Source organism: Pseudoalteromonas gelatinilytica (genome assembly GCF_001641615.1).
Lineage (GTDB): Bacteria > Pseudomonadota > Gammaproteobacteria > Enterobacterales > Alteromonadaceae > Pseudoalteromonas > Pseudoalteromonas gelatinilytica.
In genome coordinates this window covers 783510-809377 of the sequence record NZ_LRRU01000020.1, presented here as the reverse complement: position 1 = coordinate 809377, position 25868 = coordinate 783510, and the positions used below count along the sequence as shown (strand labels likewise).

Genomic DNA, 25868 nt, shown 5'->3' with positions numbered 1-25868 from the left:
ATGTTGTTTTAAATTAAAAAGCCCCTCTGGGGCTTTTTTTATGGAATTTTATAATGCTAAGACAGATCGTATTATTACTTGTCGCCAGTGTGATGCTGATAGCTTGCTCTGAGCAAACTACAAAATTCAACACGGTTCACGAAGGACAGCAAGAACTTCGAAACATTAATAATTTATTATCTAACCAAAATGAACATAGCAAGGTAACAAGTTGGCCTTTCTCTGAGAGCTATTTACAGGCACGACACCTAGCTTATAAAGGGCTACAAGAAACAGAGTTAACTGACTCTCAACGAGCGCAATTGAACTATTTGATCATCGCTGAGCGTTACCCTGAGCGTTATTTTGTATGGCCAATTCAACGTGATGTTATTAGCAACGCTCGTCTACAAGGTGATTTCAGTGAGCAGGGATTAGCAGCCTGGTTAGAATTGGTTGAAACACGTTTAATTGCAGCTGAGCAGAGTAATCTTAAACTGAATAAAATCGAATTAACCTTGTTACATAATATGGTTACAGCTCATTTAAATAACAATGATAACCACGTGCAAACAGCGCTCAATAAACTTAATCAATATTTAACCCAATATAAGCCACGCACAAAACTGGGTTTGGTTGGCTTGGCGAATGGGAAAGATTGGTATCAGAGTAAATTAAATTACTTTAGTGGTGTGACTAAACCACCGTTAGATTGGCTTAGCGAGATACAACAGGCTTTAAAGCAGCCTCACAGTGCTGATTTTTTACTACCTTTAACTGATTCGCATACTAAACCATTAGTAATGAGCTATTTTACTCAAGAACATCAGCACGATGGTTTTGATTGGCAGTTAGAATTCATTGATCCGCTGAAAAATAAACGTGAATTATCAGAAGGCGAGCAATACTTTTGGCAAGTAATGATGGAAACTGATGTGGGGATCCATTATCACACGTGGAGTGAACAGCAAGCTCGTGTCAACTTAATGAAGCGTTTGAATGTTGATCAGCTGCAAGCTGATTGGTTAATTGAGGATATTGTCCTTTATCCTGCGATGAGTTTTATATTTGTAAATTAATGTGCTGCGCTCTAAGGAGCGCATCGCCGACAGCGCTGACTTGCTGGATCTGCAAGTAAACGTTCATCATCAATTTTCTCTTCACAATCACAACAATAACCATATTGCCCAATATCAATCTGGCATAGAGCTGCTTCTAATTTTTCTATGCGAGCAATTAATAGTTGATACTCAGGGCCAAGATTATTCGCTGTCAGCTCTAACCACTCTGAAGGGGGATTATCCTTGAGTTGCGATAGCAGTTGCTGATGGTAGCCTTGATCAGATTTAGCCAGCATATCCAGTAAACGTTGTCTAACCTGCGCAAGTTCCGCAGATAACTTTGTTTGAATTTCAGTATTGTTCATCGCGTTTCTTCCAAGTGGGCAATACTGGTATTATCAAACAAAAATCGTTAGCTAATTATGATTTGTATCAATACTCGGCGCTTTGGCGTACTTTCTTAGTACGTCAGCGACTTCATCTTTCGCTTTTAAACGTCTGATCTCATCAAAAAGTGCGTTGGCTTGTGGGTATTGGCGCTTTAAATAACCAAGCCATTGCTTGGTTCGAGAGGCAAAATACTTCTCACATTTACTTTCTTCTTGATGCATCGAAGAATGGATGATGTGGTATATCACATGTTCCCAAAGCATCGGACTGTACTGCTCATTTTCTACATGCGATTTTATTTGTTTTGCTAAATCAGGCATTGCTAGCGCACCACGACCTAGCATTAGGTCTTGGCAATGGCTGCGTTTTTGGCACAACATAGCATCCTCAACTTGCCAGATTTCACCGTTGGCAACCACAGCAATGTTTTTGCCTTCAATTAATGGTGGAATTTTTTCCCAGTATGCCGGTGGGTTGTAACCATCTCTTTTAGTTCTGGCATGAATAGCAAGACTTGATGCACCTGCACTCACCACAGCATCAACAATTTCTTGACTGTTGCTGTCATCATCAAAACCAAGTCTAATTTTTGCACTCACCTCATGACGCGGATCGACAGCATCACGAACGGCTTTAATAATTTCGTACATATGTTCTGGATCTTTTAAAAGTACTGCACCACCTTTACTTTTGTTTACCGTTTTAGCCGGACAACCAAAGTTTAAATCGATACCATGAGACCCTAAATTGATAGCTTTAACTGCATTTTCAGCTAGCGCATTGGCTACTTGACCAAGTAACTGAATACGCACAGGGGTGCCTGCACGGGTATAGCCAGCAGTTTTTAACTCAGGACAATAGCGATGAAATACGCGCTCGGGCAGTGTGTCTTCAACGACACGAACAAACTCAGTTACGCATAAATCGAATCCACCTAAATCAGTTAGGAGTTGTCGCATTTTAAAATCTACAACGCCTTCCATCGGTGCTAAAACTAGTCGCATGATACCTGTTAACTCATCAAAAATTAGGACGCGTATTCTAGCTGTTCTTGATTGTTTTATAAATCGTAATTTGCAATCTTGGCACTTTCAGAAAATAATTATAAAAAATTTGAAAGTAATTTTTAGTTCTCGGGTCTTGTTAAATAACCCTTTATAAAAAAGAGAGTCATCGAATGAACACAGTTAAGAAAAATTCAATTGCATTAACATTAGGTGCAGTTGTAGTAGGTGCATCAAGTTTTGTAGCGACTGATGCCAGTGCAAACCCATTTGAATTTCAGCAAATGCAAGCTGGTTATCAGCTAGACGCCGCTGAAGGTAAGTGCGGCGAAGGTAAATGTGGCGAAGGTAAATGTGGCGCAGACAAAAAAGCCGCGAAAGAAGGCAAGTGCGGCGAAGGCAAATGCGGCGCAGACAAGAAAGCTGAAAAAGAAGGTAAGTGCGGCGAAGGTAAATGTGGCGCAGACAAAAAAGCAGCTAAAGAAGGTAAGTGCGGCGAAGGTAAATGTGGCGCAGACAAAAAAGCGGCTAAAGAAGGCAAGTGCGGCGAAGGTAAATGTGGCGCAGACAAAAAAGCCGCGAAAGAAGGCAAGTGCGGCGAAGGTAAATGTGGCGCAGACAAAAAAGCAGCTAAAGAAGGTAAGTGCGGCGAAGGTAAATGTGGCGCAGACAAAAAAGCAGCTAAAGAAGGTAAGTGTGGCGAAGGTAAATGTGGTTCTAACCACTAAACGCTCACTTAGCTTTTGAAAGGGCCGTAAAGGCCCTTTTTAGTAGGAGGTAGTATGTTAAATAAATCAGCAGCAGATTTTGGGCAAATAGGATTAGGTTTGCGCCGAGAAATGCTTGATGAAATGCTCATCGATGTTCCTAAACCCATTGAGTTCTTAGAAGTTGCGCCTGAAAATTGGCTAAAGCTTGGGGGGCTTTTTGGTAAACAATTTAAACAGCTTACTGAACAGCACGCCTTTGTTTGTCATGGCTTATCGTTATCAATTGGCTCACCAGAAGCGCTTGATATTGAATTTGTGCAATCGCTAAAAGCTTTCTTTAAAGAGCATAATATTCGTTTATTCAGCGAGCACTTAAGCTACTGCTCTGGTGAAGGGCATATGTATGATTTAATGCCTATTCCGTTTACTGAAGAGGCTATTAAACATGTGGCCTCTCGTATTAGGCAAGTACAAGATATTCTAGAGCAGCCAATTGCTATCGAAAATGTCTCTTACTATGGCGCGCCTGGCCAACAAATGACTGAACTTGAGTTCACTAATGCAGTGTTAGAAGAAGCCGATTGTCAATTACTGCTTGATGTGAATAACATTTACGTTAATTCGATTAATCATGGTTATGATGCTGAGCAGTTTTTAGCTGCATTACCAACAAAGCGCATCGCCTATGGACATGTTGCGGGTCATTATACTGAAGCTGAAGATTTATTGGTTGATACCCATGGTGCGCCTGTCATTGACCCTGTTTGGCGATTGCTTGAAAAAGCTTATGACGTTCATGGGGTATTTCCCACCTTATTAGAACGTGATTTTAATATTCCGCCGATGAGTGAGTTATTAGTAGAGCTTAAAACCATTGAAACACTGCAGCACACAGCCAATAAGCAAAATCAAGTAACGGTGAAACACAGTGCCTAATCATTTTATGCAAGTACAGCAAGCGTTTATGGCGCATATCCGCGACCCTGAGCAACATGCTAAGCCCAGTGATGTTTCAGAGCGCCGTATGGCAGTTTATCGCGACTTATTTTTTAATAATGTGGATGGGTTTGTCAGCTCTGCCTATCCTGTTCTAAAAAGTTTATATTCAGAGCAAGCGTGGCACAGACTCGTTAGGCAGTTTTTTAGTCAACATAATTGTAAATCGCCTTATTTTTTAGATATTGCCGGGGAGTTTTTGGCCTTTCTTGCAGATGACTATGAAATGCAAAGTGATGATCCTGCGTTCATGTTAGAACTGGCGCATTATGAGTGGGTTGAGCTCGATGTGTCGGTTGCGAAGGAGCTGGAAAACGAAACGAACTTATCGGCTCATCAAGTCACCAGTTCTGCATTGTATTTAAGCTCCCTTGCTCGCAATTTGAGTTATCGTTTTCCAGTTCATACCATCAGTGTCGATAACCAACCAAGTGAGCCCGCAGCTGAGGCAAGCTATTTTGTGGTATATCGGGATAGCGATGACGAAGTGCAGTTTTTATCAACTAATGCGATGACCGCGTTACTGCTAAACATGATTGAATCTCAGCCAGGAATCGATTTAAACCATGTGTGCCAAGTAGTTGCAGAGCATGCACCTCAGTTTAGTCAAGAACAGCTTTATCAAGGAGCGCTTAATACCTTAAGTGCCATGGCTGAACGAGGCATTGTGGTGACTAATACATTGGTTTAAAAATCGGCTAAAGCTCTTTATTGATGAGGGCAGTTCGACTATTATGTCCGCCTTATTTTGTCGTGCTTAAATAAAGGTAGTAACTATGTCGAATGATAAAGACTTTAAAGATCCGTTCAATGCAACTTATTTCATTGCGTTTTTAGCTGTATTCGGTGGCATTGGCTGCCTTAACGCTATCCTTGGTTGGATCACTTCTTTATCTTAATCTGCGTAAGCAAATTTAAGACAATAGGCTGCATTATGCAGCCTTTTTTATTGCTACTTATATTATTTCGAAACTTGCTACCGACTTTCTACTAAGGTGATGTTATACTCTCGAGCTTTGTTAGATAAACTTTTTGAGCAGTATAATTATGACTCAAGCAACTTCAACGCTCATCAAACAGAGCATTGCAACGATCGCTGATTACCCTAAGCCGGGCATTATGTTCCGCGATGTAACCACTTTAATGGCTAACGCTGAGGCATTTAAAGCAACTATCGACAGCTTTATTGCCGCATATAAAGACCAAGGTTTTACAAAAATCATTGGTACTGAATCACGTGGCTTTATTTTTGGTGCGCCACTGTCATATGCACTTGGTGTTCCGTTCATTCCAGTTCGTAAACCGGGCAAACTTCCTCGCGAAGTGATTTCACAAAGCTACCAATTAGAGTATGGTGAAGATACTCTTGAGCTTCATACAGATGCAATTGTCCCTGGCGATAAAGTGTTATTAGTAGACGACTTACTGGCTACAGGTGGCACAATCGAAGCAACGGCAAAATTAGTCGCTAAGCTAGGCGGTAACGCAACTGATGCTGCATTTGTTGTTTCTTTACCTGAACTGGGTGGTGAACAACGTGTTGCTGATATGGGCATCAAAATCTTAAAGTTGGTTGAATTCGAAGGCGAATAATTAATGAGTTATCAGGTTCTAGCAAGGAAATGGCGACCACAAACCTTTCACGAGTTAGTGGGGCAGTCTCATGTTAAACAAGCATTAGTTAATGCATTAACACAAAATAGACTCCATCATGCTTATCTCTTTACTGGAACCCGTGGGGTGGGTAAAACAACCATCGCACGTATATTCGCAAAAAGCCTCAACTGCGATAAGGGTATCTCTGCTGAGCCATGCGGCCAATGTTCAAGTTGTACTGACATCGAAGCAGGTCGTTATATTGATTTATTAGAAATCGATGCGGCATCGCGTACTAAAGTAGAAGATACCCGCGAAATCCTTGATAACGTTCAATACGCTCCAACACGTGGACGTTACAAGGTATACCTAATCGATGAAGTTCACATGCTGTCAAAGCATAGTTTCAATGCTTTACTAAAAACATTGGAAGAGCCCCCGGAGCATGTGAAGTTTTTATTAGCGACAACCGATCCGCAAAAACTGCCTGTGACGATCTTATCGCGTTGCTTACAGTTTAATTTAAATGCTTTGTCGCAATCAGAAATTCATGATCAACTTGCCCATGTTCTTAATCAAGAACAACTAAGTTTTGACGATAAATCACTGTCTATTTTGGCGAAAGCAGCTGACGGCAGTATGCGTGATGCACTGAGCCTTACAGACCAAGCAATTGCGCAAACCAATGGCAATATTAATCATCAGGCTGTGCAAACCATGCTTGGCTTGATGGATACCCAATATAGCCAAACCATGTTAGCAGCGTTACTGTGCCAAGATGGCGATGCATTACTTCAAGAAGTAAAAGCAGTTGTTAGCCGAAACCCTAATTTTGTAGCCTTGCTCGACGATTTAATTGCACTTACGCATCTTATTCAACTTGTGCAACTCGTGCCTAGTGCAGCGGCACTTGATGATACTAACCGAGATTTTATTGAGCAGGTGGCACAAACCACTGATGCACAGCAGATGCAGGTTTACTACCAATTACTATTAAATGGTAAAAAGGATTTGCAATGGGCACCCGATGCTAAACTTGGCTTTGAAATGATCATGTTGCGACTGCTCGCATTCCAACCTACTCAATTTGCACAAAGCCAAACTCCAGCGAATACCCAGCAGCAGGTTAAGCCAACAGGCGCCAGTGCTCTGCGCGATATTTTAAAAAAATCAACGGCGCAACGTGAACAAGCTGCATCAGCCCAAGCACCAGTAACGCAAAGCTCTGAGCATACAAATCCTGTGCCTTCAGAGGCTCAGCAAACACAAGCAGCACCTATTCAAACAGCTAGGGCAGAAACGGCACAAAGCCAAGAGTCTGATCAGCAAGTTGAAGCTAAGCCTTTAGAACAATCTGCTCAACCAGCTGAAACTGCAATGGCCGCTGACGTTAAACCAGTGCCACAACAGCAAGAGCAAAGTAATTCAGAACAGATGCCTGCTGCTGATTATTCTTCACAAGCTTACTCTACACCAGAGTACTCTTCGCAAGATTACATGGATGATGATGCAGAAATGGATCCATCACTTGCTGCGCAATACGATGATGTGATGAATAGCGCCTATGATCAGGGCTTTACAGCAAATGAAGCTGCTGCGTCCCAGCAACAGCAAACTGCACCTGCACAATTGCAACAGCAGCAAAGCCAAGCGCAATCGGCTATTGCACGTATTTTACAAGACCGTAATATCTCAGGAGCCGGGCGTTTAAGTGGTGCGGCGACGCAAACGGATGTAAAAGCAGAGCCACAGCCTGAAGCAAAGCCGGTAGTAGAGCCGCTCAGGCAACAAAACCAAGCCACGACCAATATTCAGCCTCAGCAGCAAGCAATGGCTGCTGAAGTAAAAAAGCCCATCCCCCAGCAAACGGGGGAGAGCACTAATAAAGTAAAAAAAGTCGACTTTAGAGAAAAGCATCAAACAATCACCGAAAATTTAGCGCCAGAGCTGCTTGAGCAGATCAATCCGCAAAAAGCGCCAGAGCCAGTCGTTGAAGAAGCTAGTATTCCGGTACCCGATGATTTTGAAAGCCCGATCAGCAGTATTAAATTTGCACACGAACAAGATGAATGGGCGTATTTAATAAAACGCATGGGACTGGGTGGGCGCATGCGCCAATTTGCGTTGCATTCAATCTTTACCAAGCAGAATAATCAGCTGCACATTGAAGTTGATTCATCACAGCGCCATTTAGATAGCGCTGTGCTAAGACAAAAGCTCAATGCCGCATTAAGTGAAATTTACGGCCATAATGTTGAGCTTAGTATCGAGTTTGCTGATGGCGTAATTGATTCACCGTATTTAATTCAACAAAAAATTGATGCGGGACGTCATCAACAAGCGATTGATGTAATAAATAGCGATGAAAATATAGTGCAATTTCAGCAGTTATTTAGCGCTATAATCGATGAAAACAGTATTCAGGCATTGTAATTAGTTACAATAGCCCTTATCTTCATGCCAATTAAAGTAGTTTAGAAAGAGAGACAGTTATGTTTAAAGGTGGAATGGGTAACATGATGAAGCAAGCGCAGCAAATGCAAGAGCGCATGCAAAAAGCCCAAGAAGAAATCGCAAACCTTGAAGTTGTAGGTGAAGCAGGTGCAGGCCTAGTTAAAGTAACTATGCTTGGTAACCACAATGTTCGTCGTGTTGAATTAGATGACAGCCTAATGGAAGACGACAAAGACATGATCGAAGATTTATTAGCGGCAGCGTGTAATGATGCTGTTCGTCGTGTTGCTGAAGAAACTCAAGAGCGCATGAGCAAAGTAACTGGCGGTATGCAATTACCACCAGGTATGAAAATGCCATTCTAAGTGATTTTGTATGCAACTATCTCCTAGTTTAACACAGCTAATTGAAGCGCTACGATGTCAGCCGGGCATAGGTCCTAAGTCGGCACAGCGCATTGCTTTTCATTTGCTTGAGCGTGACCGTCAGGGTGGTAAACAGCTTGGTCATGCATTAACCAAGGCAATGGATGAAGTAGGGCACTGTCAATCTTGTCGTACTTTTACAGAGCAAGCTGTATGCGATATTTGTTCAAGTGTTAAACGCCAAGATAGTGGTTTATTGTGTGTGGTCGAATCACCAACCGATGTACTCGCTATTGAGCAAACTGGTCAATATCAAGGGCTTTACTTTGTTTTAATGGGTCACTTGTCGCCAATTGATGGCATAGGACCAAAAGAAATTGGCCTTGATATTCTTGAAAGCAAGTTGCAACAAGGCGGTATTAATGAGGTGATCCTCGCAACAAATCCAAGTGTTGAGGGGGAAACCACCGCTCATTATATTGCTGAGCTTTGCCACAAGTACCAAGTGAGTGCATCTCGTATTGCTCACGGTGTGCCTGTTGGTGGTGAGCTCGACTTACTTGATGGCATGACCCTAATGCATGCATTTAGTGGACGACGCGCCGTAAACCAAAACTAATACCTGATATGGTATCAAAAGCCTGCTTTAAGCAGGCTTTTTTGTTTGTAAGATGTTACTTAAGTGGGGACGGTTTAATTTGTGTTTTAATTGTAGTATTGTCTTATTAAGTGGTTTGATAAGGATTTTAAACAATGAAAATACTGATAACACTTAGCTTTTTATATACATTCTCTTCAGTTGCATTTGCTACAGATACAAAATGCAATCTGGTTAATCAGAAACCTGAATTTTACAAAGAATGCCCATTAAAACTTTTGGTCACTGCTAAAGATACACTCACGGTTGAGGGTGAGCGTATAAATGAAGGGAATAAATTAACCATAAAATATTTCTTCACAGTTACTACAGAGTCTAACTACAAAGGCGCTTGGTTACTGAGTAATAAAGAAAGTATCAAATTAAATAATATTAACATTGAATTGCCACAGAGAAACTGTGTATTTAATGAATGTAAATTTTCAGATTACATTCATTCTTTAGAGTTAAATTCTTTTGAGAAATCAGTAGCTAATAATATTGATAGACAAGTACTAATTAAAAAAGTTGATGAGAAGCTAGTTGAATTAGGAGCTGAGCTTACGCCTACTGATGTGCAAACCTCGCTTGATGTTTTCTTAAAAGATTCAAACAAACCAGTGTTCTTTAAGTTTCTAAATTCGCAAGGGGATTTTACTGCTTACTTCAAGTCTAATATTGACTCTGATGGAAAAATGTATCCTTCTGAATTTATATATAAAGTTTATAGTCAAGGTGAAAATACTTGGCTAGGGAACCGAAATTATGATCTTGAAGCAAGTCATGCTATGTGGACTTTTCTTGGTGAAAAAAATTTAAGAAGAGTTAAAGAGTGTTCTCATTTGAACGTTTCTGTATTGCGCTCGAACAAAGAATTACAGACCTTACCTGCTACTCAGTGCTCATATTTTTGATGCAATTGTTTATTCATTAATAGATTAAGTATCACTTATTAATTAGAGATCTTGTTTTAGGTTGGAATCAGTATTGAAACCTCCAATGTTAATATCTTAAATATAATTGATAAGTTTTACTCGTAATAGCCGATATGAAAGTTGCTAATTAGATGGAGCAACCTCAATTTTCCCCGCAAATTTAATTTTTTGCCTTGAAGTTCAAAAAGCCTGCCCCATATAAAGAGTCATAGTGCAGATTAGACACTTTGTTAATTGGAGATTTACACAATGACTGCAGCACAAAAAGAAACATTAGGCTTTCAAACAGAAGTCAAACAACTATTAAACCTGATGATTCACTCTCTTTACTCTAATAAAGAGATTTTCCTACGTGAGCTTGTATCAAACGCGTCAGATGCAGCAGATAAATTGCGTTTCCTAGCGCTTTCTAATGGCGATTTATACGAAAACGATGCAGATTTGAAAGTCCGTATCAGCGCCGATAAAGACGCAAACACGGTCACCATTACTGATAACGGTATTGGTATGAGCCGTGAAGATGTGATCAATTCACTGGGTACGATTGCCAAATCAGGCACCGCAGAATTTTTCCAGAACCTAACAGGCGACCAAAGCAAAGATTCACAATTGATTGGTCAATTTGGTGTGGGTTTTTACTCAGCATTTATCGTTGCTGATAAAGTAACCGTACGTACGCGTAAAGCAGGTGAAAGCCAAGGTATCGAATGGCAATCTGCAGGTGAAGGCGATTACACCTTACAAGAGATTGAGAAACCAACACGCGGTACCGAAATTATTCTTCACCTTCGTGAAGACGAAACAGAATTTGCTGATGAGTTCCGTTTACGTAGCATCGTAACTAAATACTCTGATCATATTTCGATTCCTGTTGAAATGTACAAAGCAGAAGTACCAGAGTCAGAAGGTCCAGATGGCGAAAAAATTCCTGCGCAGCCAGGCGAGTGGGAAGGTATTAACCGCGCTACAGCACTATGGACTCGTGATAAGTCAGAAGTCACAGACGAAGAGTACAAAGAGTTTTATAAGCATATTGGCCATGATTGGGAAGAGCCGTTAAGCTGGGCACATAACAAGGTTGAAGGTAAAACTGAATACACGAGCTTGTTATATATTCCTAAAAAAGCGCCTTTTGATTTATGGAACCGTGACCGCCAAACGGGTTTAAAACTATACGTACAACGCGTTTTCATTATGGATGACGCAGAGCAATTCATGCCAAGTTACCTTCGCTTTGTAAAAGGTCTGCTTGATTCAAACGACTTACCACTTAACGTGTCGCGTGAAATCTTACAAGATAACAAGGTAACGCAAGCAATCCGTAAAGGTTGTACATCGCGTGTACTGAAAATGCTTGAGCGCATGGCGAAAAATCGTGAAGAAGATTACCAAACGTTCTGGAATGAATTTGGTCAGGTGTTAAAAGAAGGTCCAGCTGAAGATATGGCAAACAAAGAAGCCATTGCTAAGCTATTGCGTTTTGCTTCTACACACACTGACGAAAGCACACAAAATGTATCGCTTGAGCAATACATTGAGCGTATGAAGCCAGAGCAAGATAAAATCTACTATGTGGTTGCAGATTCGTTTGCAGCAGCGAAGAGCTCACCACATTTAGAGATCTTCCGTAAGAAAGGCATCGAAGTATTGCTACTAAGCGACCGTGTTGATGAGTGGATGATGAGCTACTTAACTGAGTTCAACGAAAAATCATTCCAGTCAATCACCCGTGGTGACTTAGATTTAGGCAACATGGATGACGAAGACACGAAAAAAGCGCAAGAAGAGTCAGAAAAAGAAGTTGCTGGCCTAGTTGAGCGTATTAAAACTGCGTTAGGTGATAATGTTAAAGATGTACGCTTTACGCATCGTTTAACAGACTCACCAGCTTGTGTTGTTGCTGATGAGCATGATATGAGCTCGCAAATGCAAAAGCTAATGGAGTCTGTAGGTCAAACTGTACCTGAGCAAAAGCCAATTTTTGAGCTTAACCCTGAGCATCAGCTTGTTAAACACTTAAACGTTGAACAAGATGAAGACAAGTTTGCCCAGTGGTCACATGTACTTCTTGACCAAGCATTACTGGCCGAGCGCGGTACGTTAAAAGACCCAGCAGGCTTTGTAACTCGTTTGAACAAACTTATGCTAGATTTAAGCAAATAAGCGTTTTAACTGAATGAGTTGAAAAAGGGAGCAAGGCTCCCTTTTTTATTGCTGCTAATATAGGCAATTGGTATAAGTTACTTGAGGTATAGCCTCAGTTGTGGAAGAATTCAGGCTCTAAAAACAAAACTCCACTGATCGACCATTTTTAAGATTAGTATCACACAGAGGACAATGATATGCGCATTATTCTTTTGGGCGCGCCGGGTGCAGGTAAAGGTACTCAAGCTCAGTTTTTGATGGACAAATACGGTATTCCACAAATTTCTACGGGCGATATGCTGCGTGCAGCAATCAAAGAAGGTACACCACTTGGCCTTGAAGCTAAAAAAGTAATGGATGCAGGTCAATTAGTATCTGACGAAATTATTATCGGTCTAGTTAAAGAGCGCATCGCTAAGCCAGATTGCGAAAAAGGTTTCTTACTAGACGGTTTCCCACGTACGATCCCTCAAGCTGATGCAATGAAAGAGAATGGTGTGGTTGTTGATCACGTTATCGAGTTTGACGTTGCTGACGAAATCATCGTTGAGCGTATGGGCGGCCGTCGCGTACACCCAGGTTCTGGTCGTGTTTATCACGTTGTTTATAATCCACCAAAAGTTGATGGCAAAGATGATATCACAGGTGAAGACCTTATCATTCGTGATGACGACACTGAAGAAACAGTGCGTAAGCGTTTAGGTATCTACCACGACCAAACTAAACCATTAGTTGATTACTACCAAGCTGAAGCAACAGCAGGCAACACTCAGTACCACAAGTTAGACGGTACACAAGCTGTTGAAGCTGTTAGCCAACAACTTGGTGAGCTTTTAGGTTAATAGCCTAATTGCAGATATGAAAAAACCGCCATTTGGGCGGTTTTTTTATGCGAGTTGATATTGAGTTTTTACAGTTTTTTCAACGCAGCAATAGCGCTGTCGTAATCAGGCTCTTTTGAAAGGTTATCAACGAGCTGTTTGTAAACGATTTTATGCTCTTTATCTAATACAAATACCGCACGGGTTAGTAGGCCCATATCCTTGATAATCAAACCGTAGTTCTTACCAAAGTCATGCCATACAGAATCCGATAAAGTCACCACTTTGTCGATATTCTCTGCTTTACAAAAACGTTTTTGAGCAAATGGTAAGTCAGCGCTTAGAGTAAGCATGGCTACACTTGGGTATTCTGAAGCTACCTTTTCATTAAAGTGTTTGGTTTGAATACTGCATACACCGGTGTCTAAACTTGGCACTACGCTTAAAAGCACCGCTTGGCCTTGGTAGTTGTCTAGTGTGACGGGTGTAAAGCTACCATCTACTACTTTAAAATTAGGTGCATTTTGACCAACTTCAACACCTTGTCCTAGTAAGGTGACAGGCTTTGACTGCGCAGAAACCTTACCAGCATCTAAACTATTTTCTGATAAATCACCCGCATAACTAAACGTGCATACTGCACCAAGTGCAAATATAAGTGGACGTAACATAATAAGATTCCTTCAAATTAACGCATTTAACATCAGTGTATTATACTCAAGGAGTCGGTCCAAGGATTAGTACAATTTAAAATTGTAAATAACCAATAGTTTGATTAACATGTGTTCGTGACCCTATTTTTTATATATAAAAATAAGAATAAAGTTACTAGTCAAATTTGTGTCTAGTTAAAAAGTGCGGATTTAGAGAGAGAGTATGTCAACATCGGTATTAGTTTGTGATGATTCAAAGTTAGCTCGTCGACAATTAGCGCGCTCTTTACCCGATGATTGGGATATTAAAGTTGAGTTTGCTGAGGACGGTGTGCACTGTATTGAGCAAATCAAAAAACTCCAGCCAGAAATTCTATTTCTCGATTTAAACATGCCTGAAATGGATGGTTACGAAGTACTTCAAGCCATTCAAGATCAAGGCCTTCATGTGCTTACTGTCGTTGTTTCTGGTGATATCCAGCCTAACGCCCATCAACGTGTGCTTGAGTTAGGTGCTATCGATTTTATTCAAAAACCGTGTTCTGCAGAAAAGCTTGCCAATATCATCGAGCATCATGGCATTAAAGACAAAGCCATGCGTGAACGACTTGCTAATAAGCTAGGTGAGCAAGTTGACCCTGATGTACGTGACATCTATCAAGAACTCACAAACGTGGCTATGGGGCAAGCAGGGGACTTATTAGCGCGTCTTCTTAATGTATTCGTAAAACTTCCAATCCCTAATGTAAATGTATTAGAAGTAAATGAGCTAGATATGGCTCTACGCTCAATTGATGCTAACGCAACGACATCAGGTGTATGCCAAGGATTTATTGGCGGCGGTGTGTCTGGTGAAGCCTTATTACTGCTAAATGATTCAAGCTTTAAAGAAATTGCATCACTAATGAATTACGAAGGTGAGCTTAACGATAAAGTTGAGCTTGAGCTGTTGATGGATGTCAGCAACATTCTGATAGGTGCAATACTATCAGGGCTTTCTAAACAGCTCGATATGCGTTTTAGCCAAGGTCATCCTGTGGTACTAGGTCAGCATTGTGATGTGACCGATTTAGTAAAAGCCAATAAATCTCGCTGGCAACGAACGCTGGCGATTGAGATCAGCTATGGCATCGAAAATCACAATATCAACTGTGATTTGATGTTGCTGTTCACCGAGGACTCATTAAAAACCCTTAAGTACAAAGTAGCTTATTTATTAGAAGACTAGACTATGCCTGCAGCCGATTTTAATATGAATGAACTCCATTGGTTAATGGATATGTTTAATACCGTTGATGTAGGCCTAGTAGTGCTCGATAGAGACTACAAAGTATGCATATGGAATGGGTTTATGGAAAACCATTCTGGCTTATTGCCCAGCGCGGTGAAAGACAAAGATCTGTTCGACTTATTTCCATCAATCGATGAAAAGTGGTTTCGCAGCAAATCAGAGTCTGTGTTCATCTTAAATAATCGCTCGTTTACTATCTGGGAGCAGCAGCCGTATATTTTCCGCTTTAAAAATTACCGCCCAATTACAGGTAAAGCGGATCATATGTATCAAAATGCCACCTTTATACCACTGACGACGACCACAGGCGAAGTATCGCATATCTGTATCATTATCTATGATGTAACCGATGAAGCGGTGAATAAAAAAGAGCTAGAAGAAGCCAACAGCAAGCTTGAACAAATGAGCCGCACTGATGCACTTACCAAGCTAACCAATCGCGGTTATTGGGAAGAAAAGTTACGCAAAGAATATATGCGTATTGTTCGTAGTGGCGGGTGCAGCACCTTATTGATGTTCGATATTGATCACTTTAAAAAGGTCAATGATGAACATGGTCACCGCGGTGGGGATGAGGCGTTGCGTCATATTGCAGACTTGCTTCGTAAAACTCTACGTGAAACAGACTTAGCTGGACGCTACGGTGGGGAAGAGTTTGCGGTAACTTTGCTCGATACTGATCATGAAGGAGCGCATATCTTCGCTGAGCGATTAAGAACGCTGATTGAGAATTCATCGATTTACTTTGGTGGCAAACAAATTCAACTGACGGTCAGTATTGGTTTTGCGTGCTTTGACGAAAAATTTGATCGTTACGAAAAATGGGTTGAAGCGGCAGATAAAGCCTTGTATCACTCTAAAGAAAATGGCCGTAACAGGGTGACAGCTTATACAGATTTATAAAGAAGGGGCTAATAAGCCCCTTTTTCATAACAATTCTATTAAGTGATACGAGTTAAACGCCAAGCGGCGGTAAAACGAGAATATCTGTTTTAAGTAGTTTCATAACCTTTTCTGCGGTATTACCAATTAAATGACCTTTAATTCCGGTATTGCCCACCGAACCCATAATCACTAAATCGGCATTTAATTTTGCAGCAATACTTGGGATCACTTGTTCAACGACACCCGCTTTAATCTCAAGTTTATCTTTTAAGTCATGTGCTTCAATTAAGGCACGCTGCGCTATCGGTAGCTTTTCGAACGCATTAATGACTTGCTCATCTGAAAATACAATCCCCAAATCACGTAAAAACGGAGATACATGCACGGTATAACAGGCATAAAACTCGCTGTCGTAGTCATTAGCATAGGCTAATCCCGCTTTAATAATCGCTTCGTTTAAGCGGTATTTGGTTGCTTTTTCGCTGCCCAAATCAAGCGCAGCTAACACATTGGTATTGTTTCGCCATTTGTTATCAGCAGCTAAATAAAGCGGTAACGGACTAAAGCGAATAAGTTGCCAGTCAAGCTCTGTAAATTGCGTTTGTTCGTCAATATGGCGAGTTTTAATCACCATTTCATAATCTGACGTATCAAGTTCATTGGCAAGCCACTGCACTGGGTTTTCATGCCACAGTGTTTGCAACGTATAGCTGCTAGCGTCTAAATGCTCGCTAATAAGAGGGCTTAGCGCATTACGAACTTTTGCGAGCTCCTTATCTTGAATAGCGAGCGCTTCATCGGGTGGAATAGAATATAAAATACTGTTGGTGTCTTCATAGCTAAAGGCGACGATATCAATATGCTTCACTCCTTTGGCTTTTTGTTTTGCGTGTAATATTGACGTTTTAGCATCGGCTATCGAGTCGATGATCACCAGTATTTTTTTATCCATTTTGCCTACTCTGTTGTGTGTCGGGTATCACTGCTTGGGCATTCACCCAATAATGAAACTTCACCTGTTGAGGTTTCTTGTTCCAGTTTTACCTTAAAGCCCCATAGCCTGTAAAGGTGTTTTAGTACTTCATCTTTTGATTTCGCTAATGGAATATTGTTATGGGGTACATAACGCAGGGTAAGTGAACGATCTCCTCTAATATCAACGTTATAGACTTGAATGTTTGGTTCGTGATTACTTAAGTTATATTGTGCAGAAAGCGTTTCACGAACCTTGTGATAGCCCATTTCATCATGAATAGCGCCGACATTAAGGGTTGGCTCTTTTTCATGATCAATAATGGTAAAGAGCTTAAAATCTCGGATAATTTTTGGCGATAAAAACTGGCTTATAAAGCTCTCATCTTTAAAGTTTTGCATTGCAAAATGTAAGGTTTCTAACCAATCACTGCCGGCATACTCCGGAAACCATTTCTTGTCCTCTTCGGTTGGGTTTTCGCAAATACGGCGAATATCAACCATCATATTAAAGCCAAGAGCATAAGGGTTGATCCCTGAATAATAATTGCTGTTGTAGGGCGGTTGATACACTACATTGGTGTGGCTTTGTAAAAACTCGAGCATAAAGGCATCGGTGAGCTTACCTTCATCGTACAGGTGGTTCAAAATGGTGTAATGCCAAAACGTAGCCCAGCCCTCATTCATCACTTGAGTTTGTTTTTGGGGGTAAAAATATTGCGAAATTTTACGCACAATACGAATTACTTCACGCTGCCATGACTCAAGCAGCGGCGCATTTTTTTCGATGAAATATAAAATGTTTTCTTGTGGCTCAGCAGGGAAGCGGCGCTCACGTTTTTTTGATTCTTGCTGCGAAGTAGGGATTGTGCGCCACAACTCGTTGACTTGCGATTGTAAGTAATCTTCACGTTCTTGCTGGCGCTTTTGTTCTTCGTACAGTGAAATACGTTGCGGGCGTTTGTAGCGGTCCACACCGTAATTCATTAACGCATGGCATGAGTCGATGAGATTCTCAACTTCATTGATGCCGTATTTTTCTTCGCATTTAGCAATATAATTTTTGGCAAATAATAAGTAATCGATGATTGAACTGGCATCAGTCCAAGTTTTAAAAAGGTAATTACCTTTAAAAAATGAATTGTGGCCATAGCAAGCGTGCGCCATTACCAAGGCTTGCATTGGCAGGGTGTTTTCTTCCATTAAATAAGCAATACACGGATCTGAGTTAATCACAATCTCATAAGCAAGACCCATTTGCCCACGTTTATAGTTTTGTTCTGTTTGAATGAATTTTTTACCATACGACCAGTGGCTATAGCCAATCGGCATACCCACACTCGAATAGGCATCCATCATTTGTTCAGCAGTGATCACCTCAATTTGATTTGGGTAGGTATCGAGTTTATAAATTTTCGCTACCCGTTCAATCTCAGTTTGATACTCTGCTAATAAATCAAATGTCCAATCAGGACCGTCGCTAATACGTTTATCGGCCATACTTTACCTCACTCGCAAGGCTATGCGACGCCTTGCTGCTGACGATTCTTTTTAAATAATTCACGGAAAATTGGGTAAATGTCCTCAACGCCACGAATGTGTTGCATGGCAAAATTGTCGTGGGTTTGTGCTATCGATTGATACTCACGCCATAAGCTTTGATGAGCACGGGCGGTAATTTCAATATAGGCGTAATAGCGCACCGCCTTTAACAGTTTATTACGTAAAATTTCGCCACAGTTTGGCGAGTCATCGGCCCAGTTATCGCCATCAGAGGCTTGTGCTGCGTAAATGTTCCATTCTTCAGGGTTATAACGCTCGGCGATGATTTCATTCATCAGTTTCAATGCACTTGAAACGATGGTGCCACCCGTTTCTTGAGAATAGAAAAACTCTTGCTCATCGACTTCTTTCGCTTGAGTATGATGGCGAATATAGACAACCTCGATATTTTTGTAGCTACGGGTTAAAAATTGATACAGCAAAATATAAAAGCGTTTTGCCATGTCTTTGGTCGCTTGATCCATCGAGCCTGACACATCCATTAAACAAAACATTACGGCTTTGCTTGTAGGGTGTGGTCGTTTTTCATAGTTACGAAAACGTAAGTCGTAATTATCAATAAAAGGCACCGCTTTAATGCGACTTTGTAGTTCCTCAATTTGACGTTCAAGTAAAGCGATGGCCGCTTTATTAGGTTGCTCTTCTGCTTTGAGTAACGCGAGTTGTCCTTCAAGCTCTGCAAGGTGACGTTTTTTGCCTGCGGTCATTGCCACCCTGCGGGCGAGTGAACCTTGTAATGAACGAACAATATCAATATTACTGGGCATGCCGTCGTTACAAAAACCAGCACGATGGGTTTTCATTTGCACCAGTTTATCGAGCTGGTTTTGTTGCAGATTAGGCAGTTCAAGGTCTTCGAACAATAAGTCTAGGTATTCATCTTTTGAAATAGAGAATACAAAGTCGTCTTGTCCTTCACCAGAATCACTGGCTTCACCTTCGCCACTGCCACCCCCTTGACCGCCTCCTTGCGGGCGCTTAATTCTGTCGCCCGTAGAGAATTGGTCATTACCAGGGTGGATCTGTTCACGGTCGCCACCACGTCCTTGATGAAAAATAGGCTCACTGATATCACGTTGCGGAATCGAGATACTCTCGCCGCTAGTGGTATCGGTTACGCTGCGCTTATTAATGGCATCAGATACCGCTTCTTTAATCTGTTTTTTATAACGCCTGATGAACCGTTGACGATTCAAGGTACTTTTGTTTTTTCCATTCAGGCGTCGGTCAATAAAATGCGCCATAACAACCCCCTTAAAACAAACGTTTTTTTACTGCGATTTTCTAACGCGTAAATACCATTCAGAAAGTAAACGTACTTGTTTTTGGGTATAGCCTTTCTCAACCATACGATTGACAAAGTCTTCGTGTTTTTTCTGATCTTCAGCCGAGGTTTTCGCATTGAAGGAAATAACCGGCAGCAGATCTTCGGTATTTGAGAACATTTTCTTCTCAATAACCGTGCGAAGTTTTTCGTAGCTGGTCCAAAGCGGATTCTTGCCTTGGTTGTGCGCACGCGCACGCAGTACGAAATTGACTATTTCATTCCGGAAATCTTTAGGGTTTGAAATACCCGCAGGTTTTTCAATCTTCTCAAGCTCTGCGTTAAGTGCAGCACGGTCAAATAGCTGGCCAGTATCTGGGTCGCGGTATTCTTGATCTTGGATCCAGAAATCAGCATACGTCACGTAGCGGTCAAAGATGTTTTGCCCATATTCAGAGTACGATTCTAAGTAGGCCGTTTGTAACTCTTTACCAATAAACTCCACGTACTGAGGAATGAGATACCCTTTTAAGTGGCTTAAGTAACGCTCTTCAACGTCGGCGGTAAATTGCTCACGCTCTATTTGCTGCTCAAGAACATAGAATAAGTGCACTGGGTTGGCCGCCACTTCAGTGGTATCGAAGTTAAACACTCGCGATAGAATTTTAAACGCAAAGCGGGTAGAGAGCCCGGTCATGCCTTCATCAACACCCGCGTAGTCGCGGTACTCTTGATACGACTTCGCTTTCGGGTCGGTGTCTTTTAAGCTTTCACCATCATAGACGCGCATTTTTGAATAAATACTTGAGTTTTCAGGCTCTTTCATACGAGAAAGGGTGGTAAATTGTGCCAGTGTTTTTAATGTGCCCGGTGCACAAGGGGCATCATGTAATTCACTGTTTTCAAGCAATTTATTGTAAATCTTAACTTCTTCAGAAACACGTAAACAGTAAGGCACTTTGACGATGTAAACACGGTCTAAAAATGCTTCATTGTTTTTGTTGTTTTTAAATGTTTGCCACTCAGATTCATTTGAGTGAGCTAAAATCATGCCGCTAAACGGCAGGGCACTGATACCTTCTGTGCCGTTGTAGTTACCTTCTTGCGTGGCTGTAAGTAGTGGGTGTAGCACCTTGATTGGCGCTTTAAACATTTCCACAAACTCCATTAAGCCTTGATTTGCTAAACAAAGCGCACCTGAATAGGCATACGCATCAGGGTCGTTTTGCGCAAAGTGTTCAAGCTGGCGAATATCGACTTTACCGACTAGCGCTGAAATGTCTTGGTTGTTTTCATCGCCCGGCTCGGTTTTAGCAATCGCAACTTGATTTAAAATAGATGGATAGCGCTTAACCACTCTAAATTGGCTAATATCACCATTAAATTCACTTAAGCGTTTTGCAGCCCACGGTGACATCACCGTTTTTAAATAACGCGGTTTAATGCCGTATTCTTTTTCTAAAAGCTCAGCGTCTTCATTTGGGTCAAATAACGCTAAAGGGTGGTCGTTAACAGGCGAGCCTTTAATCGAATAAATAGGTACCTGCTGCATTAAGTATTTAAGCTTTTCAGCAATGGATGATTTACCCCCACCTACCGGGCCAAGTAAATACAGTACTTGCTTACATTCTTCTAAGCCTTGCGCAGCATGTTTTAAATAAGAGACGATTTGCTCAATGGCATCTTCCATACCATAAAAATCGTGAAATGCAGGGTAGCGTGCGACTACGCGATTAGAAAACAGCCTGCTTAAGCGCGCATCGGTTGAAGTGTCGATAATCTCCGGCTCACCGATGGCCATTAATAGCCGCTCTGGTGCGCTGGCATAAGCTGATTTATCCTTCTTACAGATCTCGAGAAATTCCTCAATACTGTATTCTTCTTCTTGCGCTGCTTCGTATCGTGATTGGTAATGCTCAAAAATACTCATAGAGACCTCCGAAAACCCGCTAAAATGACGTGTAATTAGATTAAGAGAAAAGCAAAGGCTAATTAAAGCTTAGTCACGATTTTGAATTTTTGCGCAAGAAAATTAAGAATTTAATTGAAAAAAGCTCATCTTGATTACGCTTTTTGGCTGAGGGCTTGGCTGCGACTTAGAAGGGGCGTGCACTGGCAATAAAAAAGACGCCGAAGCGTCTTTTTTTGATTACTGCTAGTAACAGAAGATTAAGCGAAGTTAGCGTTCGCGAAGTCCCAGTTAACTAATGCCCAGAAACCTTTTAGGTAATCTGGACGAACGTTACGGTAATCGATGTAGTAAGCGTGTTCCCAAAGATCCACAGTTAGGATTGGTGTAACACCTTCATCAGTTAATGGCGTTGCAGCATTTGATGTGTTAACGATATCAAGTGTGCCGTCAGCTAGTTTAACTAACCAAGTCCAGCTAGAACCGAAGTTGTTAACTGCTTTGTCGTTTAACGCTTCTTTGAATGCGTCGAAAGAACCCCATTTAGCGTTGATCGCGTCAGCGATTGCGCCTGTAGGCTCGCCACCACCGTTTGGAGATAGGCTGTTCCAGTAGAACGTGTGGTTCCAGATTTGTGCAGCATTGTTAAATACGCCACCTTCTGAAGAACATACGATTTCTTCTAGAGATTTGTTTTCGAATTCTGTGCCTGGGATCAGACCGTTTAATTTCACAACGTAAGTGTTGTGGTGTTTACCGTGGTGAAACTCTAGAGTCTCTTTTGAAATATGTGGCTCTAATGCATCGATTGCGTATGGTAGTGACGGTAGTTCAAATGCCATTTTTTATCTCCATCTTCTTGGTTGATAGTCCACTCAGTTATAGGTAATAGCAAGGTAAACAGCGTACTTCCCTATACCAAGTGGTATTATAGTGTTACTATAATTGTTGAGTATTTTACTCAAGTTTTAGCAAACAGCAATGCTATTGCTAAAGACTATTTAAAATTGTGGCTACGAATGCCGATTTTAAGTTATATATCTGAGGCCACAGTGAAACTTTTTCAAGGCCAATGTAGTAAGCCAATGTCTTTTTTGAGGTTGTAAATGGAAACCATCGATAAAATTAAACAGCAAATTTCTGAAAATCCAATCCTTCTTTACATGAAAGGATCACCAAAGTTACCTAACTGTGGTTTTTCTTCACAAGCATCACAAGCACTTATGGCGTGTGGTGAGCAGTTTGCTTACGTTGACATTCTACTTAACCCAGATATCCGTGCAGAGTTACCTGCATACGCAAACTGGCCAACATTCCCACAACTATGGGTAGAAGGCGAGCTTATCGGTGGTTGTGACATTATCATCGAAATGTTTCAACGTGGTGAATTACAGCCACTAATCACTGAAACAGCTGCAAAGTACAAAGAAAAAGACGCTGAATAATTATATTTAGTGTAGAGAAAAGCCGCTGATTGCGGCTTTTTTTATATCCATTTGCTTAGTTAGGCACAACTTTAAAATAAAATGCATGTTCAAATTTCTGCTGGGTTGGTTATTAAATGAAATGTGAAGCTCCATCACTTGTTGTGTCTGATGCGCTAGTAAAACAGGAAAGTTCCTACTTTTTCAAAGGAGCGCCCTTTACGGGCGTTGCTATTTATGCTGAAAGTGGGGTTGTTGTTAGCAAAAAGCAATTTTTTAATGGCGAAATATTGGGAGATTACAATTTCCCTTATATCGATATTAAAGGGCTTGAGTTATTAGATAGCATCATTGATGAAGAATGGGATGGAAACTTACAGCTTTTTCATGAAGGTAAGCCTTTTAATGGTGTTGTCTATGAGGCTGCTTATGGCTGGGTGTGTGATGTACGCTGTATCGTCAACGGATGGATTGCTGATGCAATGGCACAACATTTTCAAAAGCATGATTGTTACTCTGAACTATTTTACGGTGTTGGTCCTATTCAGTATGAATATGAATGGAATGAGCCTTCAGTGTTGTCTTATTATGAAGCTAGGTTTCAAGCAGGGGATAAAAGAAGTTTAAAGTTATCATTTAATAAAGAGAATAAGCTTCGCGGTATATATATCTATAAGAGTATTGACGATATCTTTTCTTTGAATGCTAAGGTTGATGACTCACCGCTAAAAATCACGAGTTTTAGCGATATAAAAAAATTGCTTTCTGATAATGTTATAGAGCTTAGCTTACAAGACGTAACGGATATAACATTTTCAGAACTACTGCCGTCGCTGTTAGAGTTCCCAGTTAATACGCTTTTAGTTTCAAATATTAGCTGGGGTGTTTTATACGAGCTGAAAAAACATGCTTGGCTGGAGCTAGAAGAGCTAAGCTTTCACCATTTAGTTAATTTAACATTAGATGAGGTCATTTCTTTTCGAAATGATAATTTTCAGAAGGTAAAAATATTATACAAACTTAAGCTTTATTAATGAGTTAAGATTTATGTTTTTTCATAAGTCTTTTCTCTATGTTCTTTTAAAGTTTTATTTACCAGTTGATCAGCTTGACGTGTTGTCTCGGGAAGTCGGTATTTAGGCGTTAGCTTGAGGACCCACTCAACTGCTGTCTCTAAAGATACTTTATGGCCAATAGATACATAAACAGGTTTAATGTTATCTTGTGTGCGTAACACTTTGCCAATAACTTCGTCGTTATCTAATAAATCTGCCGTTGCGCCGCGGTGTTCTGCAAGTTCATTAAACTCGCCTAATAACTTGGTTTTTCCGCAACCTATGGTGGGGATATCTAATATGACACCCAAGTGGCAAGCAAGACCAAAACGCCGTGGATGTGCAAGGCCATGGCCATCGCAAACAATTAAATCAGGTTTTATGGTCAGTTTGTTATATGCATTTAAAAGTGGTGGCACTTCACGAAATGAAAATAGCCCTGGTATATAAGGAAAGCTGATGGGCTCAATACTAGTTTGTGCTTCAAGTACTTTTAATGTATCAGCATTCAGTACCGTAATTGCGCCAACAACTTCAGATAATTGTTCGTTATAAGCAACATCGACACCAGCAATTGTTTTAACACACTGCTTTTCATCGGATGCTCTTACTTTTTTAGAGAGCGACAGCTGTGCTTCTTTTAAACTATTGATATACATAACATCTTAAAAATTCTAAGTATAATGTGAGATTTTATCATAATAAAAAATGCTAGTTGTATGAAAAATAAAGTTTATTATTACTCATCAAAAAAGCAGTGACATGTTAATAATGAATAAAAAATTAGAAAAATTTTTACGAAAGCGTAAGCGTGCAATCAAAGGCCCGGAAAAGTATAAAAATATTTTTGAGGATAATATTGTTAGAATTACTCACTATATTGAGCATGGTAAAACCCAGGGAGAAGAGTTTTCTAATGAGCGATTACCTTTTGCTCCTTGGGAAAAGCTTAATATTGAACTGTCAGGCCAATGTAAAATTTACGAAAATATTGCACAAGCTAGTTTAGTTAAAGACAGCGTGATTGATGCAGAGCACTTAAGTTATTATTTAAATTATGGATACTATGAATTAGCAATTGCGCATATAAAGCAAAAACGCTGTTTTATTCGTTTTGGAGTTGAAAACGAAGGAGTTATTTCACCTGGTAGTGTATTTCAATTAGCTACAGCTGTTTTATTACATCAGTATGATTATGCGCGGCAATTTTATAGATTATTCGAAAACGGTTATATGAAAAACTGGATAAACCGCTCAAAAAGTCATATTGGTGATTTTATCATCTTGTTGTTTGATCGGGCGAAAGGTGATAATACCCTAAAACCGATTGTAGATGACTTTGCTTACCAAGCTATTTTAGATAACTGGAATAGTACTGACTTAACAAAAGTCACCGCTTATCTAAATCAGTTATGTGACGATCAAGTCACTCAGGTAGCATCACCACCGAGTAAGATGTTTTTTGAGTTCGATAATATGAACTGGCAATTTACACCTTATGCTGCACTTATGCTGTTAACGCTAAGAGCACAACATGGCCTTGAGAACCCTGATTTTGATCACCCAGGTTTTGGCAATGTGACTTCTTTACTATTAACACAGCCTGTAGCCCCTCAAAAAGATGAGGAGCTTGAACAACTCGTTGCCAAGTTACATGAGCAAGGTTTCAACGAAAAGGCTTTATTAGCATAGAGGTTTAAATAAGTGGTAATTTAATCAGTATGATACGGCTTAGCATTGCAAAAGCTCATATTATGTT

At 40.6% G+C, this 25868-nt stretch carries 26 protein-coding genes; 17 read left to right on the top strand and 9 right to left on the bottom strand.

Annotation, left to right across the window (positions count from 1 at the left end; translation table 11 throughout):
• The first annotated feature begins 53 nt into the window (after positions 1-53).
• Entirely contained in the window at positions 54-1058 is a 1005-nt protein-coding gene (locus NH153_RS16610) for a hypothetical protein (protein ID WP_063705915.1), read from the top strand.
• An 11-nt stretch (positions 1059-1069) separates the two neighbouring features.
• Here NH153_RS16610 and NH153_RS16605 read toward each other — a convergent pair whose 3' ends face one another.
• Together NH153_RS16605 and NH153_RS16600 are read right to left on the bottom strand one after the other, a co-directional pair.
• Complete coding sequence (locus NH153_RS16605) at positions 1070-1405, bottom strand: TraR/DksA family transcriptional regulator (RefSeq protein WP_063705913.1); 336 nt, start codon at positions 1403-1405, stop codon at positions 1070-1072.
• 51 nt (positions 1406-1456) lie between these two features.
• Complete coding sequence (locus tag NH153_RS16600; protein WP_063705911.1) at positions 1457-2434, bottom strand: tRNA-dihydrouridine synthase; 978 nt, start codon at positions 2432-2434, stop codon at positions 1457-1459.
• 173 nt (positions 2435-2607) lie between these two features.
• Here NH153_RS16600 and NH153_RS16595 point away from each other — a divergent pair, with 173 nt between their 5' ends.
• The 11 genes from NH153_RS16595 to adk all read left to right on the top strand — a co-directional run bounded on the left by NH153_RS16595 (position 2608) and on the right by adk (position 13114).
• On the top strand, positions 2608-3162 hold the full coding sequence (locus NH153_RS16595; RefSeq protein WP_063705909.1) for an HvfA family oxazolone/thioamide-modified RiPP metallophore: 555 nt from the start codon (positions 2608-2610) through the stop codon (positions 3160-3162).
• A gap of 54 nt (positions 3163-3216) precedes the next feature.
• Positions 3217-4080 carry an HvfB family MNIO-type RiPP peptide maturase gene (locus NH153_RS16590; protein ID WP_063705907.1) on the top strand — a complete coding sequence of 288 codons (864 nt, stop codon included), beginning with the start codon at positions 3217-3219 and terminating at the stop codon, positions 4078-4080.
• 7 nt (positions 4081-4087) lie between these two features.
• Positions 4088-4831, top strand: coding sequence for an HvfC family RiPP maturation protein (locus NH153_RS16585; protein ID WP_063706196.1), 744 nt, complete (start codon positions 4088-4090; stop codon positions 4829-4831).
• Positions 4832-4916: 85 nt separating this feature from the next.
• Positions 4917-5039 (top strand): hypothetical protein, encoded by a 123-nt coding sequence (locus tag NH153_RS22020; RefSeq protein ID WP_254907726.1) that lies wholly within the window; start codon positions 4917-4919, stop codon positions 5037-5039.
• Between the two features lie 148 nt (positions 5040-5187).
• On the top strand, positions 5188-5733 hold the full coding sequence (gene apt, locus NH153_RS16580; RefSeq protein ID WP_063705905.1) for an adenine phosphoribosyltransferase: 546 nt from the start codon (positions 5188-5190) through the stop codon (positions 5731-5733).
• A 3-nt stretch (positions 5734-5736) separates the two neighbouring features.
• Positions 5737-8169: a DNA polymerase III subunit gamma/tau gene (dnaX, locus tag NH153_RS16575; protein WP_063705903.1), complete on the top strand. Its 2433-nt coding sequence runs from the start codon at positions 5737-5739 to the stop codon at positions 8167-8169.
• Positions 8170-8228: 59 nt separating this feature from the next.
• Positions 8229-8555: a YbaB/EbfC family nucleoid-associated protein gene (locus tag NH153_RS16570; RefSeq protein WP_054551547.1), complete on the top strand. Its 327-nt coding sequence runs from the start codon at positions 8229-8231 to the stop codon at positions 8553-8555.
• Positions 8556-8565: 10 nt separating this feature from the next.
• Positions 8566-9174, top strand: coding sequence for a recombination mediator RecR (recR, locus tag NH153_RS16565; RefSeq protein WP_063705901.1), 609 nt, complete (start codon positions 8566-8568; stop codon positions 9172-9174).
• A gap of 134 nt (positions 9175-9308) precedes the next feature.
• Positions 9309-10106, top strand: a complete 798-nt coding sequence (locus NH153_RS16560) for a hypothetical protein (RefSeq protein ID WP_063705899.1) — start codon at positions 9309-9311, stop codon at positions 10104-10106.
• A gap of 270 nt (positions 10107-10376) precedes the next feature.
• On the top strand, positions 10377-12290 hold the full coding sequence (gene htpG / locus NH153_RS16555; protein ID WP_063705897.1) for a molecular chaperone HtpG: 1914 nt from the start codon (positions 10377-10379) through the stop codon (positions 12288-12290).
• Positions 12291-12469: 179 nt separating this feature from the next.
• The gene (gene adk, locus NH153_RS16550; RefSeq protein ID WP_063705894.1) at positions 12470-13114 is read left to right on the top strand and encodes an adenylate kinase; all 645 of its coding nucleotides are present in this window, start codon (positions 12470-12472) and stop codon (positions 13112-13114) included.
• Between the two features lie 68 nt (positions 13115-13182).
• Here the strand turns inward: adk and tpx are convergent, their stop codons facing one another.
• Positions 13183-13764: a thiol peroxidase gene (gene tpx / locus NH153_RS16545; RefSeq protein WP_063705891.1), complete on the bottom strand. Its 582-nt coding sequence runs from the start codon at positions 13762-13764 to the stop codon at positions 13183-13185.
• Between the two features lie 205 nt (positions 13765-13969).
• Here tpx and NH153_RS16540 point away from each other — a divergent pair, with 205 nt between their 5' ends.
• Positions 13970-14974 (top strand): response regulator, encoded by a 1005-nt coding sequence (locus NH153_RS16540; RefSeq protein WP_063705889.1) that lies wholly within the window; start codon positions 13970-13972, stop codon positions 14972-14974.
• 3 nt (positions 14975-14977) lie between these two features.
• Complete coding sequence (locus NH153_RS16535) at positions 14978-15940, top strand: sensor domain-containing diguanylate cyclase (RefSeq protein WP_063705887.1); 963 nt, start codon at positions 14978-14980, stop codon at positions 15938-15940.
• 52 nt (positions 15941-15992) lie between these two features.
• Here NH153_RS16535 and NH153_RS16530 read toward each other — a convergent pair whose 3' ends face one another.
• From NH153_RS16530 to NH153_RS16510, 5 genes are all read right to left on the bottom strand, one after another.
• A complete protein-coding gene (locus NH153_RS16530) occupies positions 15993-16874 on the bottom strand; it encodes a universal stress protein (RefSeq protein ID WP_063705885.1) in 882 nt (293 codons plus the stop codon).
• A gap of 5 nt (positions 16875-16879) precedes the next feature.
• Positions 16880-18394: a SpoVR family protein gene (locus NH153_RS16525; protein ID WP_063705883.1), complete on the bottom strand. Its 1515-nt coding sequence runs from the start codon at positions 18392-18394 to the stop codon at positions 16880-16882.
• A 20-nt stretch (positions 18395-18414) separates the two neighbouring features.
• Positions 18415-19701, bottom strand: a complete 1287-nt coding sequence (locus NH153_RS16520) for a YeaH/YhbH family protein (RefSeq protein WP_063705881.1) — start codon at positions 19699-19701, stop codon at positions 18415-18417.
• Between the two features lie 27 nt (positions 19702-19728).
• Entirely contained in the window at positions 19729-21651 is a 1923-nt protein-coding gene (locus tag NH153_RS16515; RefSeq protein ID WP_063705879.1) for a PrkA family serine protein kinase, read from the bottom strand.
• 239 nt (positions 21652-21890) lie between these two features.
• Positions 21891-22472, bottom strand: coding sequence for a superoxide dismutase (locus tag NH153_RS16510; protein WP_054551537.1), 582 nt, complete (start codon positions 22470-22472; stop codon positions 21891-21893).
• Between the two features lie 264 nt (positions 22473-22736).
• Between NH153_RS16510 and NH153_RS16505 the strand changes: the two genes are divergently transcribed.
• Together NH153_RS16505 and NH153_RS16500 are read left to right on the top strand one after the other, a co-directional pair.
• Entirely contained in the window at positions 22737-23075 is a 339-nt protein-coding gene (locus tag NH153_RS16505) for a Grx4 family monothiol glutaredoxin (protein WP_054551536.1), read from the top strand.
• A gap of 116 nt (positions 23076-23191) precedes the next feature.
• Positions 23192-24088: a hypothetical protein gene (locus tag NH153_RS16500; protein ID WP_063705876.1), complete on the top strand. Its 897-nt coding sequence runs from the start codon at positions 23192-23194 to the stop codon at positions 24086-24088.
• A gap of 11 nt (positions 24089-24099) precedes the next feature.
• On the opposite strand, the gene nfi is transcribed toward NH153_RS16500, so the two are convergent.
• The gene (gene nfi, locus NH153_RS16495; RefSeq protein ID WP_063705874.1) at positions 24100-24768 is read right to left on the bottom strand and encodes a deoxyribonuclease V; all 669 of its coding nucleotides are present in this window, start codon (positions 24766-24768) and stop codon (positions 24100-24102) included.
• 112 nt (positions 24769-24880) lie between these two features.
• Between nfi and NH153_RS16490 the strand changes: the two genes are divergently transcribed.
• On the top strand, positions 24881-25801 hold the full coding sequence (locus NH153_RS16490; RefSeq protein WP_156503652.1) for a hypothetical protein: 921 nt from the start codon (positions 24881-24883) through the stop codon (positions 25799-25801).
• The last annotated feature ends 67 nt before the right edge of the window (positions 25802-25868 follow it).

Coding starts and splice junctions, on each gene's coding strand:
- NH153_RS16610 (WP_063705915.1), top strand. CDS start 54: ATGCTAAGACAGATCGTATTATTACTTGTCGCCAGTGTGATGCTGATA.
- NH153_RS16605 (WP_063705913.1), bottom strand. CDS start 1,405: ATGAACAATACTGAAATTCAAACAAAGTTATCTGCGGAACTTGCGCAG.
- NH153_RS16600 (WP_063705911.1), bottom strand. CDS start 2,434: ATGCGACTAGTTTTAGCACCGATGGAAGGCGTTGTAGATTTTAAAATG.
- NH153_RS16595 (WP_063705909.1), top strand. CDS start 2,608: ATGAACACAGTTAAGAAAAATTCAATTGCATTAACATTAGGTGCAGTT.
- NH153_RS16590 (WP_063705907.1), top strand. CDS start 3,217: ATGTTAAATAAATCAGCAGCAGATTTTGGGCAAATAGGATTAGGTTTG.
- NH153_RS16585 (WP_063706196.1), top strand. CDS start 4,088: ATGCAAGTACAGCAAGCGTTTATGGCGCATATCCGCGACCCTGAGCAA.
- NH153_RS22020 (WP_254907726.1), top strand. CDS start 4,917: ATGTCGAATGATAAAGACTTTAAAGATCCGTTCAATGCAACTTATTTC.
- apt (WP_063705905.1), top strand. CDS start 5,188: ATGACTCAAGCAACTTCAACGCTCATCAAACAGAGCATTGCAACGATC.
- dnaX (WP_063705903.1), top strand. CDS start 5,737: ATGAGTTATCAGGTTCTAGCAAGGAAATGGCGACCACAAACCTTTCAC.
- NH153_RS16570 (WP_054551547.1), top strand. CDS start 8,229: ATGTTTAAAGGTGGAATGGGTAACATGATGAAGCAAGCGCAGCAAATG.
- recR (WP_063705901.1), top strand. CDS start 8,566: ATGCAACTATCTCCTAGTTTAACACAGCTAATTGAAGCGCTACGATGT.
- NH153_RS16560 (WP_063705899.1), top strand. CDS start 9,309: ATGAAAATACTGATAACACTTAGCTTTTTATATACATTCTCTTCAGTT.
- htpG (WP_063705897.1), top strand. CDS start 10,377: ATGACTGCAGCACAAAAAGAAACATTAGGCTTTCAAACAGAAGTCAAA.
- adk (WP_063705894.1), top strand. CDS start 12,470: ATGCGCATTATTCTTTTGGGCGCGCCGGGTGCAGGTAAAGGTACTCAA.
- tpx (WP_063705891.1), bottom strand. CDS start 13,764: ATGTTACGTCCACTTATATTTGCACTTGGTGCAGTATGCACGTTTAGT.
- NH153_RS16540 (WP_063705889.1), top strand. CDS start 13,970: ATGTCAACATCGGTATTAGTTTGTGATGATTCAAAGTTAGCTCGTCGA.
- NH153_RS16535 (WP_063705887.1), top strand. CDS start 14,978: ATGCCTGCAGCCGATTTTAATATGAATGAACTCCATTGGTTAATGGAT.
- NH153_RS16530 (WP_063705885.1), bottom strand. CDS start 16,874: ATGGATAAAAAAATACTGGTGATCATCGACTCGATAGCCGATGCTAAA.
- NH153_RS16525 (WP_063705883.1), bottom strand. CDS start 18,394: ATGGCCGATAAACGTATTAGCGACGGTCCTGATTGGACATTTGATTTA.
- NH153_RS16520 (WP_063705881.1), bottom strand. CDS start 19,701: ATGGCGCATTTTATTGACCGACGCCTGAATGGAAAAAACAAAAGTACC.
- NH153_RS16515 (WP_063705879.1), bottom strand. CDS start 21,651: ATGAGTATTTTTGAGCATTACCAATCACGATACGAAGCAGCGCAAGAA.
- NH153_RS16510 (WP_054551537.1), bottom strand. CDS start 22,472: ATGGCATTTGAACTACCGTCACTACCATACGCAATCGATGCATTAGAG.
- NH153_RS16505 (WP_054551536.1), top strand. CDS start 22,737: ATGGAAACCATCGATAAAATTAAACAGCAAATTTCTGAAAATCCAATC.
- NH153_RS16500 (WP_063705876.1), top strand. CDS start 23,192: ATGAAATGTGAAGCTCCATCACTTGTTGTGTCTGATGCGCTAGTAAAA.
- nfi (WP_063705874.1), bottom strand. CDS start 24,768: ATGTATATCAATAGTTTAAAAGAAGCACAGCTGTCGCTCTCTAAAAAA.
- NH153_RS16490 (WP_156503652.1), top strand. CDS start 24,881: ATGAATAAAAAATTAGAAAAATTTTTACGAAAGCGTAAGCGTGCAATC.